Below are 13,773 nucleotides of genomic sequence, written 5' to 3'. Positions count from 1 at the left end.
ACGCGGGAGCCGATGCCGGCAGACAGCGGGCCGTTTTGCCTGGTGCGATCCGGCCCGCCTAGCCTGATCCGTTAGTTCGTGTAATGTATATTATGTTAAATCGGATCTCTGTCACGGCGTTGGACAACGCTACCTCGAAATCCTTATCATCCACCGTCATGTTTCACCGCGACGACGCGCGCACCCTTCAAGCCAAGCCCACTGCCGCTACGCCTCGCCCGTAGCCCGACCGGAGGCTGTCAATTCCAATGCGACCGAGAACGCTATCCGCACCCATACCCTGGTTGCTGAGTACATTATTGATCAGCGGATGCGCCCTCACACCAGAGCCGGAGCCCGAACCCACACTCAGCCCTACGGCCTTCGAGGCGCGTATCGGCCAGCTCGAGGAACAGATCGCGCAGAGCTGCGACCGTTCCGATGGCCAGGCTGCCAGCGACCAGCGACAGGCCGAGCTGCTCGCCGAGCTGCGCGATGCCGGCGTCACCCTTCGCCATCTACGCGGCGATATCGAGCGGCTCGAGCAGCGTGGCGACGAGCCCCAGGTGATTCCGGCGGAATGCAACAATGAACTGAGCGAGACGCTCTCGTCCAAGTCGATGGTCGGTCGCTCCGAATGGATCGGCTTGCCCGATGTAGGCACCTACCTGCGGGCAAGGGTCGATTCCGGAGCCAACACTTCCTCTCTCTCGGCTACCGATATCACTCGCTTCGAGCGCGACGGCGAGGACTGGGTGCGCTTCAAGCTGGGCTTGAACGAGGACGATGTCGTCGTCGACAGCGTGCGCGACGAGTGGATCGAACGGCCGGTCGAGCGTCGCGTGCGTGTGATGCAGGCCGCCGGCAGCACGTCGCGCCCGGTCGTCAGCCTGCTGATGACCCTGGGGCCGATCCGTGAAACGGTGGAGTTCACCCTCAACGACCGTACCCACCTCAACTATCCGGTCCTGCTGGGTCGACGTTTTCTGATGGATATCGCCCTGATCGACGTGGCGGAGAACTACATTCACCCACGGCCCGAATTCCCCGGCGGCCGCCCGGCCTCCGAGGCGGCGGAAGACGAGATCAACGACCGGGACGAAGAGGAAGGCTGATACCGAGCCTCACTACCCTATCTGCCTATCTGCCAAGGATGATACATGTCGCGACTGCCCTTCTATCTCATCGTGGGTCTGCTGATGGTGCTCGGTATCGGCACGAGCCTGCATCGACACATCGCGATGGAGGTGCCCTGGACCCCGGGCGAGCAGCGCCAGGTCTGGGAAGTCGAAGCGGTCGTCGACTTCACCGCCCTGGGCGAGCCCGCCCGCGTCGAACTGGCCTTGCCCTCGCATCAGCGCGGCTACCGGATCCTGACCGAGAACACCGCCTCCCCGGGCTACGGGCTGTCGTTCCTGCAGGATGAAACCGGGCGGCGCGCGCAGTGGTCGATCCGCCAGGCCACCGGCAGCCAGCAGCTCTACTACTCCGTGCGCCTGCTGGTGACCGATGACCAGCGCAAGCGCCAGATCTCGCGCCCCTCCCTGCGCGAAGTCAGTTGGGAGCGCCCCTACGATACCGCGGCGGCGCAGGTGATCGAGCGCGCCTGGATGCGCAGCGCCGATCCCTACACGTTCACACGCGAGCTGATCCGCGACTTCAACGACGATCGCCAGGGCGAGAACGCACGCCTGTTGCTGACCCAGTTCGAGCGTACGCCCCTGCTGGTGCGCCTGCTCAATCAGGCCGGCGTGCATGCCCGCGAAGTCAGCGGATTGATGCTCGAGGACGGGCGCCGGCGCCAGACGCTGACCTCCTGGATCATGGTCTTCGAGGACGAAGAGAACTGGGCGCTGTTCAACCCGCGCACCGCCGACCAGGGTCAGCCGGAGAATCTCCTGCTCTGGGAGACGGCCGGACGTGCCGTGCTCGAGGTCCAGGGCGGCACCAACTCGCGTGTCACCTTCTCCATGCTGTCGCGCAGCCAGCCTGCTGCGGCTGCCGTACGCAGCCAGCTGGCCGACGATACCCTGCTCAACTTTTCCATTCACAGCCTGCCGCTCGAGGAGCAGGCGCTGTTCCAGACCATCCTGCTCATTCCCATCGGCGCGCTGGTCGTCGTGTTCCTGCGCATCCTCGTCGGGATCAAGACCTCGGGCACCTTCATGCCCGTGTTGATCGCACTGGCCTTCATCCAGACGACCCTGCCCACCGGGTTGGTCGGCTTCCTGCTGGTCGTCTCCGTCGGGCTGGTGATACGCAACTACCTCTCCTATCTCAACCTGTTGTTGGTGGCTCGAGTCTCGGCGGTGATCATCACGGTCATCGCCATCATTTCGATCTTCTCCGTGCTCTCCTACCGGGTGGGCCTCAACGCGGGCCTGACGATCACCTTCTTCCCGATGATCATCCTGGCCTGGACCATCGAGCGCATGTCGATCCTGTGGGAAGAGGAAGGCCCCAAGCAGGTATTGATTCAGGGCGGCGGAAGCCTCATAACGGCGGTATTGGCGTACCTGGCGATGAACAATCCCTGGATTCGTCACATCACCTTCAACTTCCTGGGCGTCCAGCTGATCATCATGGCGCTGATCATGCTGTTGGGTAACTACACCGGCTACCGCCTGCTCGAGCTGCGGCGCTTCAAACCGGTCACCGAGGACTGAGCATCATGTGGGTATGGCCAAGCCAACTCCGTAGCCGCGGCATCATCGGCATGAACCGGCGCAACATCCGCTATATCGGACGCTACAACAAGCGCCGTCTCTACCCCCTGGTAGATGACAAGCTGAAAACCAAGCTGCTTGCCGAGAAGCACGGCATCACCTCACCGGCACTGATCGGCACGGTGACCACGCAGTTCGAGGTCAAGCAGGTCGGAAAGATGATCGAGGGGCATGGCGGCTTCGCCATCAAGCCGGCCAAGGGTAGCGGCGGCAAGGGCATCCTGGTGATCGAGCGGGTCGACAGCGATGGCTTCGTCAAGCCCAGCGGCGCCAAGCTCAGCCTCGAGGACCTGCACCGCCACATCTCGAACATCCTGTCGGGGCTCTACTCGCTGGGGGGGGCGCCCGACGTGGCGATGATCGAGGCGCTGATCAACTTCGACGAGCAGCTCTCCGAGTACACCTACGAGGGCGTGCCGGACATTCGCGTGATCATCTTCCGCGGCTACCCGGTGATGGCCATGATGCGTCTCTCCACGGCCGCCTCGGACGGCAAGGCCAACCTGCACCAGGGCGCGGTGGGGGTGGGGCTCGACATCGCCACAGGCACGGCGGTGCGTGGCGTCCAGTTCGACCGCTCGCGTCGCGACCACCCGGATACCGGCCACGAGCTGGCCAGCCTGCGCATTCCCGACTGGACCAACCTGCTGGAACTGGCCGCCGGCTGCTACGAGATGACCGGGCTCGGCTATCTCGGTACCGACATGGTGATCGACCGCGACCGCGGCCCCATGCTGCTCGAACTCAATGCTCGCCCGGGTCTCGCCATCCAAATGGCCAATGGTGAGGGGCTGCGCTCACGCCTGGACCTGGTGGAAAAGCAGCCCGAAGGGATGGGCGTCAAGGCGCGGGTCGCGTTCGCCCAGCAGCACTTCGCTCGCCGCGGCGAACTCAAGGACCTGCCCGATCCCGAGCTGGCCGAGCCTTGTGTCACCACGTAGAATGGTGGCTGTTCCTGAAATCCTGGGTCGCCCATGACCGACGCTACCACCCTGCTCGCGCAGGCCGAAAGACAATGTCAGCTTCGCGGGGTGCGCTTCACCCCGATCCGGCGACGCGTACTCGAGATGATCGCCGGGGCCAGCGGCGGCCTCAAGGCCTATGAGCTGCTCGATCGGCTCGCCGTCGAGCATGCGGCTGCCCGCCCGCCGACCATCTACCGCGCGCTCGATTTCCTCATCGAGCAAGGGCTGGTGCATCGCATCGAGTCGCTCAACGCTTACGTAGCCTGCCCCTGCCCCGAGCATGCACACGGCTTCCAGCTGTTGATTTGCCGCCACTGCGGGCGCGTCGAAGAGCTGCATCTGGACGACGTCAACGCCCAGCTCAGCGCCCAGGCCCGCGACCTCGGCTTTCGCGTCGAGCGCCAGACCATCGAGCTGCTGGGCAGCTGCGACCTGTGCCTGAAGGCAGTGGCGCAGGCCTGAGCGAGTCATAACGGAAAAGCCATGACCGATACCTTCAAGCAACTCGAGCATGCCGAGCTCGACTCCCGAGTGCCGCTGGCCGAGGTGCTCGGCGCCGTACGCTTCAACGGCGACGGCCTCATCCCCGCCATTGCGCAGCAGCACGACAGCGGTGAAGTGTTGATGATGGCCTGGATGAACCGCGAGGCGCTGGAAGAGACGCTCGCCACCGGGCGCGTCTGCTACTGGTCGCGCTCCCGCGGCAAGCTGTGGCGCAAGGGGGAGTCGTCGGGCCAGCAGCAGCACCTGCGCGGAGCCAGCCTCGACTGTGACGGCGACACCCTGCTGCTGCAGGTCGAACAGACCGGCCCCGCGTGCCATACCGGGCGGCGCAGCTGTTTCTACGTGGCCCTGGAAAACGGCGAAGCGCGCATCACCAGCGAGCCTTTGATCGACCCGGAAACCCTCTACCGCAAGCCGGCGGAGGGGCGCTGAGCCATGCCCTGCCTGGCGGCCTGGCTCGCCTGCCTTGGTCGATTGCTACGCGGCGCTCTTGGGTTCGCGATGATCGGCCTGGTCAGGCTCTACCAGCTGGCGATCAGCCCTCTGCTGGGCCCACGCTGCCGCTTCTGGCCCAGTTGCTCCCACTACACGGTGGAAGCCATTCAGGTCCACGGCCCGCTGCGCGGCGGCTGGTTTGCCGCCAAGCGCATCGTACGCTGCCACCCCGGTAGCGAAGGCGGCCTTGATCCCGTGCCCGGCGGACCCAGCGAACGGCTCTGTCGCGAAGACCCCGAGCTGGACGAGCACTTTCGCTGTCGCCACGCGTGCCACCTGCCTGAACGCTGACACTGCCATGCCGGCGCCTCGTCGCGCGCCTGCCTTTGCTTGACGAGTGGCTGTAGTAGCCCGCTACCACCCTCCTCCGGCCCGCCCGTGCCAGACTGATGCGTGGGCACATCCACCACGACGAGTCGATGAGGAGACACGCCATGCCTGCCAAGCGACTGCTCTTGCTGTGCGGCGACTTTGCCGAAGACTACGAGACCATGGTGCCGTTCCAGGCCCTCAAGGCCGTGGGGCATCGCGTCGACGCCGTATGCCCCGACAAGCGGGCCGGCGACACCGTCGCCACCGCCATTCACGATTTCGAGGGCGACCAGACCTATAGCGAGAAGCCGGGCCATCGCTTCACGCTCAACGCCGACTTCACTACGGTGGAGCCGGCCGATTATGACGGCCTGGTCATCGCCGGCGGCCGGGCGCCGGAGTACCTGCGCCTGAACGACAAGGTCATCGGCCTGGTGCGTCATTTCTTCGAGGCCGACAAGCCAGTGGCGGCGATCTGCCATGGCGCCCAGCTGCTGGCGGCCGCCCGGGTGCTGGAGGGGCGTACCTGCTCGGCCTACCCGGCGTGTCGACCCGAGGTGGAGTTGGCCGGGGGGCGCTATGCCGACATTGCGGTGGACGATGCGGTTACCGATGGCAAGCTGGTCACCGCTCCGGCCTGGCCCGCCCACCCTGCCTGGCTCGCCCAGTTCCTGCAGGTCCTCGGAACGCGCATTGAGCCCTGATCGCCTTGCTCTGGCCCGCATCCGGTACCATGATGAGGTGTCGGTCGGGCCAGCAAGGGGGACAACGGCATGTGCAGGCTTTTCATCGGCGCCGAATCCAGCCTCTGGGAGCCCCGGACCCGCTCCATCCGCCTCGACGGGGTCTCCACCAGCGTGCGCCTGGAGCGCTTCTTCTGGGCGATCCTGGAGGAGATCGGCAGGCGCGACGGGCTGTCCCTGAGCCAGCTGTTGGCGAAGCTGTCGCGGGAGTGCGCCGAGGCCGGCCACGACCCCGCCAACTTCGCTTCTTTCCTGCGCGTCTGCTGTGGTCGCTACCAGGCGCTGCAACTGGCGGGCGAGATCCCTGCCGCGCGTGACGTTTCCATCACCAGTCTGGATGCCGAGGGCATCCTCGCGCGGGAGCGGCGACGGCACGCCATCGCGCTCGCGCCGGGGCGGCGTCAGGCCGAGGCTGCCTCGCTGTCGGCGACCTCGTAGATCTTGCCGAGCATGGCGTGCAGCCCGTTGCTGCGCGTCGGCGAAAGGTGCTTGTCCAGTCCCAAATCCTCGAGGAAATGCGGGCTGGTGTCGCGAATCTCGGCGGCCGGCCGGTCGTTGTAGATGCGCATCAGCACGGCGATCAGGCCGGAGACGATGGCGGCATCCGATATCGCGTCGAAGTGCAGTACCTCGCCCTCGCGGCGATGATGCATCCAGACGTTGGACTGGCAGCCTTGGATCTTGCGCTCCGGCGTCTTCCACTCTTCGGGAAACGCCGGCAGCTGCTTGCCCATGTCGATGATGTACTGGTAGCGGTCCATCCAGTTGTCGAACATCTCGAACTCTTCCAGCAGCGCCTGCTGGGCCTGTTCGGCCGTGGCTTCGGTAGTCATGTCGTCTCCCGTATTGGCTCGTCCACCATTATACCGGCTCAGCCGCCCTGCCGGGCAATCCATGGGCCGACTGCTGGCGATGCCACTCCTCGTCTTCGGTATGGAGGTATTGGGCGGTGGTGTCCAGTCGGGCATGGCGAGCGGTGCTGGCCAGGTAGCGCAGCTCCACGCCGGCCTGGGCCTGGTGCGTGAGCGCGGTATGGCGTAGCCAGTGCGGCGTGGCGCTGCGCAGCCGCGCCACCTGTGCCGTCGCCGTATCGCCGGCCTCGGTTTCCAGGGCCGAGGCGGCCTGGTGAAAGGTGTCGCGTATCAGGCGGTAGAGCTGGTTGTCGCCCAGGCCACGCTGGCCGTCCAGTCCGCGCAGCACGGGGCCTGCCTCCCCGGGCGCAGGCTCAGCGGATAAGCCGAGTTCACGCCTCCAGTCACGCAACAGGGCCAGCATGTCGTCGGGCACCGGTATCCGGGCAGCCTTGTCGCCCTTCCCCACTACGCGCCACCACCAGCGCCCTTCGCGCTGAAAGAAGTCGTCCATCTCGGCGCCGGCCATCTCGCCGATACGCGGTGCCAGCAGGTAAGCGAAGCCGAATATCACGCGCCGACGCTGCCATAGATAACGCTCGCGAGCGCTGGCGTCATCTTCCAGGGGCTGGGTGAGCCATTGCCACAGCCACTCCCACAGCGGGCGCTCCAGATAGCGATCGATGCCGGGCTGGCGATTGTCGAGCCGGCGGCGCTTGTCGCGCATCAAGCGGAACGGGTTGTGCTCGACCCACCCCGCCTCGACCAGCCAGGCGAACATGCCCTGCAGGATCACCAGGCTCTGCCTGCGGCTGGCCGGCGACAGCGGTCCGCGAAACGGCCGCCAGTCCGGCGCGTGTCGCGGCCGCGGCGGCCCCACCCAGAGGTGGCGCGGCGTGGGCGACGCCAGGAACGCCTCGAAGGCGTCCAGGTCCTGGCGGTGCAATTGCTCGAGACCCCGCCCCCGGTGTTCCAGCCATAGCAGCAGCCGCTCGGCTTCGCGGCGATAGGCGCGCAGGGTCTGCGGGCTGGCACGGTACTCGGCAAGCCACAGGGCCACGGCCTCGGCATCGCTGCTGGCCGCGATACGAGCAGCGCCATTGGCGTTGGCCACGACAGGAACCGCCGTCGGTGGGATGGCATGGCGAACCGGCGGCCGCCCCTGGTTCCGGTTCGCGGTGGTGTCACTGCCGCTCTCCTCGTACGCCTCTCGTTCGTGCATCGCCTGCCCTGCCGCTGTGCTTTCTGCCCCTTGTCGTGTGCTTGAGTCTCCCGTGTAGCGGCAACAAATTCAAGATAAGACGGGTAATCATGAATTTTTGGTGATCTGCGTTACGTAAATTACGTAATTACGTATAATGTAATTAGCTTTCCGCCTTGGACGAAAGTCGCTATGCTTAGGTATCCAAGCGGGCGCACGGAAACAGCAACAACAAGCGACGCCTGCCGCTAGAGCAAGGATCAGCCGCCCCACCACACAAGGAGATCGTCATGGCGCGCAGCGGTGTGCAGTACGAGGACGTCCAGCAGGCCATCGAGACCCTGCTGGCCAAAGGGGAGGCGCCCAGCGTCCAGAAGATTCGCGACGTGCTGGGAACCGGCAGCTTTACCACCATCAGCGATCATCTGAGGGAGTGGCGGTTGCAGCGTGAGGCCAGCCGCGACCTGCCCGCCTCCCAATCCATGCCGGAACCGGTGCTGAAACTGGCGGAAAGCCTGTGGCACAAGGCCCAGGAGGCGGCCGGCGAGGGGCTGGCGGGTTACCGCGAGCAGGCCGACCGGCGCGTGGCGGATGCGCAGGCCGCCATGCAGGAGGCGCAGCGCCAGGTCGAGGATGCCGAGCAGCGCGAGGCCGCCCTGTCAGCGCACCTGGCGGGCACGGAGCAGCGGCTCGAGCAGCGTAGTGCTGCGCTGGCGAAGGTGGAGAGCGAGCGCGACCAGTGGCAGGAGCGCACGCGCCAGTTGGAACAGCGCCTGAATCGCACCCTGCAGCAGCTCGACAAGCTGCAGCGAGAGAACGAGCAGCAGATGCAGGCGCACCAGCAGGCGCTGGCCGACCGCGACGCCCAGCAACTGGCGCGCCTGAACCAGGAGGAGCAGCGCCACGAGGCCGCCGAGGCGCGACTGATGGGCCTGCTCGACGAGGCGCGTCAAGAGCGGATGTCGGCCGAGAAGCGACACGACGCCACGGTGGCGCAACTCGAGAAGCGCCAGGAGAACATGCAGCGGCAGCTGCACGAGACCCAGGCGGCGCTGTCCAGGGAGGAGAAACAGCATCGCGAGACCCAGTGGGCCAGGAGCCGTGCCGAGGAGCGCATCGATACCCTGCGCCACGAGCAGTCGTTGCTGCAGGCCCGCATCGACGACCAGAAACGCCATATCGACGAGCAGGCGGCACGCCTGCGTACGCTCGAAGCGGAGCTGATGCGGCGAACCTGGCAGCCTGACGAGGAAGGAAAGGCGTCACGCCGTGCGGAACGGGGAGCCGAAACCCAGGAAGGCTCCAGGATAGAGCCTTCCGAGAGCGTTCGCTGAAAGGAGCGGCGCGCCCGGTGGGCGCGTTCGGTGTGAACCGCGGCGATCCCGCCAGATGCGGCTCGCCGCGGGAGGCTCAGCGATAGTAGGCGTTGGTGGTATCGGTGTGATCGGTCACGTCGCGGATGCCGGCCAGCTCCGGGATGCGCTCCATCAGGGTCTTCTCCACCCCCTCCTTGAGGGTCAGGTCGACCGCGGCACAGCCCTGGCAGCCGCCGCCGAAGGCCAGCACCGCCACCTGATCCTCGGTCAGCTCGACCAGCTTGATCTCGCCGCCGTGGGCAGCCAGGCCGGGATTGATCTCGCTGTAGAGGATGTAGTTGACGCGATCCTCCAGCGGGCTATCGGCGTTGACCTTGGGCATCTTGGCGTTGGGCGCCTTGATGGTCAGCTGGCCGCCCATGCGGTCGGCATTGAAGTCGACCACGGCCTCCTCGAGGAAGGGAAGGCTGTTCTTGTCGAGGAACACCACGATCTTTTCGAGCGCGAGTCTCTCGTCGCTCGGCTCCTCCTCGCCAGGGCGACAGTAGGCCAGGCAGGTCTCGGCGTAGGGGGTTCCCGGCTGAGTGATGAAGATGCGCACCGCGATTCCCTCGACGTTCTGCTTCTCGAGCAGCTCGGCGAGGTAGTCCTGGGCGCTGTCGGTAATCTGGATGGTCTCGCTCATGGTGTTCTCGCTGGTCGGGCCTCGGCCGCGTCGGCCGGCCGTAAGTGACATGCCATTATGGTAAGCAAAAGCCGGCTGAGAGACAATCCCGACTGTTTTGCTCGGTTTTTGATCGGCCCTGCCCTCAAGGCGCTGGTTTTGCTACCATGGCGGGCCGACACGACCGCCACCGCCAGCAGCCGACAAGAATTCGCGGGGCGGCCTCGATTCCTGGACGTGACTTTCGCTGGAGACTGACCCGACCCATGGCCGCCCTACCTTCTGCACTGACCGCCTCCCTCTCCGAACGGCTCGGCGAGCGCATCCTCATGCTGGATGGCGGCATGGGCACCATGTTGCAGAATGCGCGGCTCGACGAAGCCGACTTCCGCGGCGAGCGCTTCGGCGACTGGCCCTCCGACCTCAAGGGTAACAACGACCTGCTGGCGCTGACCTGCCCCGATCTGGTCACGCGCATTCACCGCCAGTATCTCGAGGCCGGTGCCGACATCATCGAGACCAATACTTTCAACAGCACCCGCCTGTCCCAGGCCGACTACGGCATGGAGGCGCTGGTGCCCGAGCTCAACCGCGAGTCGGCGCGCCTGGCGCGCGAGGTGTGCGACGCCGTGGCGGCCGAAACCGGCGTGCCGCGCTACGTCGCCGGCGTGCTCGGGCCGACCTCGCGCACTGCCTCGCTGTCACCGGACGTCAACGACCCGGCCAAGCGCAACGTCACCTTCGACGAGCTGCGCGACAACTACTACGAGGCGGCCGAAGCGCTGATCGAAGGCGGCGCCGACCTGATCCTGATCGAGACGATCTTCGACACCCTCAACGCCAAGGCCGCCATCTTCGCCCTGGAGACCCTGTTCGAGGCCCGCGGTGAGCGCCTGCCGGTCATGATCTCGGGCACCATCACCGACGCCTCGGGGCGCACCCTCTCCGGCCAGACCACGGAAGCCTTCTGGAACTCGGTGCGTCACGCCCAGCCGCTCTCCATCGGCCTCAACTGTGCGCTGGGCGCCGAGGAGCTGCGCCCCTATCTCGAGGAACTCTCGAACAAGGCCGACACCTTCGTCTCCGCGCACCCCAACGCCGGGCTGCCCAATGAATTCGGCGAGTACGACCAGACGCCGGAGGAGATGGCCGCCATCGTCGCCGAATTCGCCCAGAGCGGCCTGGTCAATATCATCGGCGGCTGCTGCGGCTCGACCCCAGAGCACATCGCCGCGATCCATGCCGCCATCCAGGGCCTGGCGCCGCGCCAGGTGCCCGAGCGCCCGCGCGCCTGCCGCCTCTCCGGCCTCGAGCCGTTCAACATCGAGAAGAGTTCGCTGTTCGTCAACGTCGGCGAGCGCACCAACGTCACCGGCTCGGCGCGCTTCAAGCGGCTGATCGTCGAAGAGGACTACACCACGGCGCTGGAGGTGGCGCTGGAGCAGGTGGAGAACGGCGCCCAGGTCATCGACATCAACATGGACGAGGGCATGCTCGAGTCCCAGGAGGCGATGGTGCGCTTCCTCAACCTGATCGCCGGCGAGCCCGACATCGCCCGCGTGCCGATCATGATCGACTCCTCCAAGTGGGAGATCATCGAGGCCGGGCTCAAGTGCGTGCAGGGCAAGGCGGTGGTCAACTCGATCTCGCTCAAGGAAGGCGAGGCGGCCTTCCTCGAGCAGGCCAGCCTGTGCCGCCGCTACGGCGCCGCCGTGGTGGTGATGGCCTTCGACGAGGCCGGCCAGGCCGATACCTTCGCGCGCAAGACCGAGATCTGCCAGCGCGCCTACGAGCTGCTGGTCGAACGGGTCGGCTTCCCGCCGGAAGACATCATCTTCGATCCTAACATCTTCGCCATCGCCACCGGCATCGAAGAGCACGACAACTACGCCGTCGACTTCATCGAGGCCACCCGCTGGATTCGCGAGCACCTGCCCCACGCCATGGTCTCGGGCGGCGTCTCCAACGTGTCGTTCTCCTTCCGTGGCAACAACCCGGTGCGTGAGGCGATCCACTCGGTCTTCCTCTACCATGCGATCCGTGCCGGGCTGACCATGGGTATCGTCAACGCCGGCCAGCTGGCGGTCTACGACGACCTGCCGGAGGAGCTGCGAGAGGCGGTCGAGGACGTGGTGCTCAATCGCCGCAGCGACTCCACCGAGCGACTGGTCGATCTGGCCGAGAAGTACAAGGGCGATGGCAGCGGTGCGGCCAGAAAGGAGGACCTCGAGTGGCGCTCCTGGCCGGTCAACAAGCGAATCGAGCATGCCCTGGTGAAGGGGGTGACGGCCTATATCGAGGACGACACCGAGGAGGCCCGCCAGCAGGCCAGCCGCCCCATCGAGGTGATCGAGGGGCCGTTGATGGACGGCATGAACGTGGTCGGCGACCTGTTCGGCGCGGGCAAGATGTTCCTGCCCCAGGTGGTCAAGTCGGCGCGGGTCATGAAGCAGGCGGTGGCCTATCTCATTCCCTATATCGAGGCCGAGAAGAGCGAGCTCGCGGCGGAAGATCAGCAGGCCAAGGGCAAGATCGTGATGGCCACGGTCAAGGGCGACGTACACGACATCGGCAAGAACATCGTCGGCGTGGTCCTGCAGTGCAACAACTATGACGTGGTCGACCTCGGCGTCATGGTGCCGGCGGAAAAGATCCTGCAGACGGCCCGCGAGGAGAACGCCGACATTATCGGTCTCTCGGGCCTGATCACCCCGTCGCTGGACGAGATGGTACACGTGGCCAAGGAGATGCAGCGCCAGGGCTTCACGCTGCCGCTGCTGATCGGTGGCGCCACCACTTCCAAGGCGCATACGGCGGTAAAGGTCGAGCCGCAGTACGACGAGCCGGTGATCTACGTGGCCGACGCCTCCCGGGCGGTCGGCGTGGCCGGCAAGCTGCTCTCGCCCGCGCTCAAGCCCACCTACGTGGCCGAGATCAAGGCCGAGTACGAGCAGGTGCGCGACCGCAATGCCAAGCGTCGACCCAAGGCGGCCGACCTGAGCTATGCCGAGGCGCGTCAGCGCAAGCTGCCCATCGACTGGGACGGCTATACCCCGCCCCGGCCTGCCGTCACCGGCCTCAAGGTGTTCGATGGCTACGATATCGAGGAGCTGCTCGAGCGCATCGACTGGACGCCCTTCTTCATGAGCTGGGAGCTGGTGGGCAAGTACCCCAAGATTCTCGACGACGCCGTGGTCGGCGAGGCGGCGCGCAGCCTGTTCGCCGATGCCCAGCAGATGCTGCGCAAGCTGATCGACGAGAAGCGCGTCGAGGCGCGCGGCGTGATCGGCCTGTGGCCGGCCAATAGCGTCGATGACGACGTCATCGAGGTGTATGCCGACGAGTCGCGCAGCCGGGTGATCGAGCGGCTGCATCACATTCGCCAGCAGACCACCAAGAATCGCGACGGCGTCTGCTACAGCCTGGCGGATTTCGTCGCGCCCAAGGAGAGCGGCAAGCCCGACTGGATCGGCGGCTTCGCCGTGACCACCGGCCATGGCGTCGAGGCGCTGGCCGAGCGCTACAAGGCCGCCGGCGACGACTACAACGCGATCATGGTCCAGGCCCTCACCGACCGCCTGGCCGAGGCCTTCGCCGAGCGCATGCACGAGCGGGTGCGCAAGGAGTTCTGGGGCTACGTGCCCGACGAGACGCTGGACAACGATGCGTTGATCGCCGAGAAGTACCAGGGCATCCGGCCGGCGCCGGGCTACCCCGCCTGCCCCGACCACACGGAGAAGCGCACCTTGTTCCGCCTGCTCGATGCCACGGCGAACGCCGGTATCGAGCTGACCGAGAACTTCGCCATGTGGCCGGCCGCGGCAGTCTCGGGGTGGTATTTCTCCCACCCCCAGTCGAAGTACTTCTCGACCGGCAAGATCACCCGCGACCAGGTCGAGGCGCTGGCCGAGCGCAAGGGCATGACGCTTGCCGAGATGGAGCGCTGGCTGTCGCCGGTGCTCTCCTACGATCCGGCCTGACGTGTCGCCATTCGACACCGCCCGTGCCACCGGCACG

13 protein-coding genes are annotated in these 13,773 nt (G+C 66.1%); 10 read left to right on the top strand and 3 right to left on the bottom strand.

The window, feature by feature from the left end; genetic code table 11:
- Window positions 1-299: 299 nt before the first annotated feature.
- From I4484_RS10955 to I4484_RS10920, 8 genes are all read left to right on the top strand, one after another.
- Complete coding sequence (locus I4484_RS10955; RefSeq protein WP_234283489.1) at window positions 300-1,094, top strand: ATP-dependent zinc protease; 795 nt, start codon at window positions 300-302, stop codon at window positions 1,092-1,094.
- 45 nt (window positions 1,095-1,139) lie between these two features.
- On the top strand, window positions 1,140-2,645 hold the full coding sequence (locus I4484_RS10950; protein ID WP_197447344.1) for an inactive transglutaminase family protein: 1,506 nt from the start codon (window positions 1,140-1,142) through the stop codon (window positions 2,643-2,645).
- 5 nt (window positions 2,646-2,650) lie between these two features.
- Window positions 2,651-3,646, top strand: coding sequence for an alpha-L-glutamate ligase-like protein (locus tag I4484_RS10945; protein WP_197447343.1), 996 nt, complete (start codon window positions 2,651-2,653; stop codon window positions 3,644-3,646).
- A gap of 33 nt (window positions 3,647-3,679) precedes the next feature.
- Window positions 3,680-4,132, top strand: coding sequence for a transcriptional repressor (locus I4484_RS10940; protein ID WP_197447342.1), 453 nt, complete (start codon window positions 3,680-3,682; stop codon window positions 4,130-4,132).
- Window positions 4,133-4,153: 21 nt separating this feature from the next.
- A complete protein-coding gene (gene hisI, locus I4484_RS10935) occupies window positions 4,154-4,606 on the top strand; it encodes a phosphoribosyl-AMP cyclohydrolase (RefSeq protein ID WP_197447341.1) in 453 nt (150 codons plus the stop codon).
- Between the two features lie 3 nt (window positions 4,607-4,609).
- On the top strand, window positions 4,610-4,960 hold the full coding sequence (gene yidD, locus I4484_RS10930) for a membrane protein insertion efficiency factor YidD (protein ID WP_197447340.1): 351 nt from the start codon (window positions 4,610-4,612) through the stop codon (window positions 4,958-4,960).
- A 143-nt stretch (window positions 4,961-5,103) separates the two neighbouring features.
- Window positions 5,104-5,685, top strand: coding sequence for a DJ-1/PfpI family protein (locus I4484_RS10925; RefSeq protein WP_197447339.1), 582 nt, complete (start codon window positions 5,104-5,106; stop codon window positions 5,683-5,685).
- 69 nt (window positions 5,686-5,754) lie between these two features.
- A complete protein-coding gene (locus I4484_RS10920; protein ID WP_197447338.1) occupies window positions 5,755-6,162 on the top strand; it encodes a ribbon-helix-helix domain-containing protein in 408 nt (135 codons plus the stop codon).
- On the opposite strand, the gene I4484_RS10915 is transcribed toward I4484_RS10920, so the two are convergent.
- Both I4484_RS10915 and I4484_RS10910 read right to left on the bottom strand, forming a co-directional pair.
- Entirely contained in the window at window positions 6,126-6,557 is a 432-nt protein-coding gene (locus I4484_RS10915) for a SufE family protein (protein ID WP_197447337.1), read from the bottom strand. The two genes, I4484_RS10920 and I4484_RS10915, sit on opposite strands and share 37 nt — an antisense overlap.
- 28 nt (window positions 6,558-6,585) lie before the next feature.
- Complete coding sequence (locus I4484_RS10910; protein WP_197447336.1) at window positions 6,586-7,797, bottom strand: site-specific integrase; 1,212 nt, start codon at window positions 7,795-7,797, stop codon at window positions 6,586-6,588.
- Window positions 7,798-8,066: 269 nt separating this feature from the next.
- Between I4484_RS10910 and I4484_RS10905 the strand changes: the two genes are divergently transcribed.
- Window positions 8,067-9,110, top strand: a complete 1,044-nt coding sequence (locus I4484_RS10905; protein ID WP_197447335.1) for a DNA-binding protein — start codon at window positions 8,067-8,069, stop codon at window positions 9,108-9,110.
- A gap of 76 nt (window positions 9,111-9,186) precedes the next feature.
- Here I4484_RS10905 and nfuA read toward each other — a convergent pair whose 3' ends face one another.
- Window positions 9,187-9,777 (bottom strand): Fe-S biogenesis protein NfuA, encoded by a 591-nt coding sequence (nfuA, locus tag I4484_RS10900; protein WP_197447334.1) that lies wholly within the window; start codon window positions 9,775-9,777, stop codon window positions 9,187-9,189.
- Window positions 9,778-10,022: 245 nt separating this feature from the next.
- Here nfuA and metH point away from each other — a divergent pair, with 245 nt between their 5' ends.
- Window positions 10,023-13,736 (top strand): methionine synthase, encoded by a 3,714-nt coding sequence (gene metH / locus I4484_RS10895; protein WP_197447333.1) that lies wholly within the window; start codon window positions 10,023-10,025, stop codon window positions 13,734-13,736.
- The last annotated feature ends 37 nt before the right edge of the window (window positions 13,737-13,773 follow it).

Source organism: Halomonas sp. SS10-MC5, assembly GCF_015992245.1.
GTDB lineage: Bacteria > Pseudomonadota > Gammaproteobacteria > Pseudomonadales > Halomonadaceae > Halomonas > Halomonas sulfidoxydans.
This window is presented reverse-complemented; position numbering and strand designations above follow the sequence as displayed.

Coding starts and splice junctions, on each gene's coding strand:
- I4484_RS10950 (WP_197447344.1), top strand. CDS start 1,140: ATGTCGCGACTGCCCTTCTATCTCATCGTGGGTCTGCTGATGGTGCTC.
- I4484_RS10945 (WP_197447343.1), top strand. CDS start 2,651: ATGTGGGTATGGCCAAGCCAACTCCGTAGCCGCGGCATCATCGGCATG.
- I4484_RS10940 (WP_197447342.1), top strand. CDS start 3,680: ATGACCGACGCTACCACCCTGCTCGCGCAGGCCGAAAGACAATGTCAG.
- hisI (WP_197447341.1), top strand. CDS start 4,154: ATGACCGATACCTTCAAGCAACTCGAGCATGCCGAGCTCGACTCCCGA.
- yidD (WP_197447340.1), top strand. CDS start 4,610: ATGCCCTGCCTGGCGGCCTGGCTCGCCTGCCTTGGTCGATTGCTACGC.
- I4484_RS10925 (WP_197447339.1), top strand. CDS start 5,104: ATGCCTGCCAAGCGACTGCTCTTGCTGTGCGGCGACTTTGCCGAAGAC.
- I4484_RS10920 (WP_197447338.1), top strand. CDS start 5,755: ATGTGCAGGCTTTTCATCGGCGCCGAATCCAGCCTCTGGGAGCCCCGG.
- I4484_RS10915 (WP_197447337.1), bottom strand. CDS start 6,557: ATGACTACCGAAGCCACGGCCGAACAGGCCCAGCAGGCGCTGCTGGAA.
- I4484_RS10910 (WP_197447336.1), bottom strand. CDS start 7,797: ATGCACGAACGAGAGGCGTACGAGGAGAGCGGCAGTGACACCACCGCG.
- I4484_RS10905 (WP_197447335.1), top strand. CDS start 8,067: ATGGCGCGCAGCGGTGTGCAGTACGAGGACGTCCAGCAGGCCATCGAG.
- nfuA (WP_197447334.1), bottom strand. CDS start 9,777: ATGAGCGAGACCATCCAGATTACCGACAGCGCCCAGGACTACCTCGCC.
- metH (WP_197447333.1), top strand. CDS start 10,023: ATGGCCGCCCTACCTTCTGCACTGACCGCCTCCCTCTCCGAACGGCTC.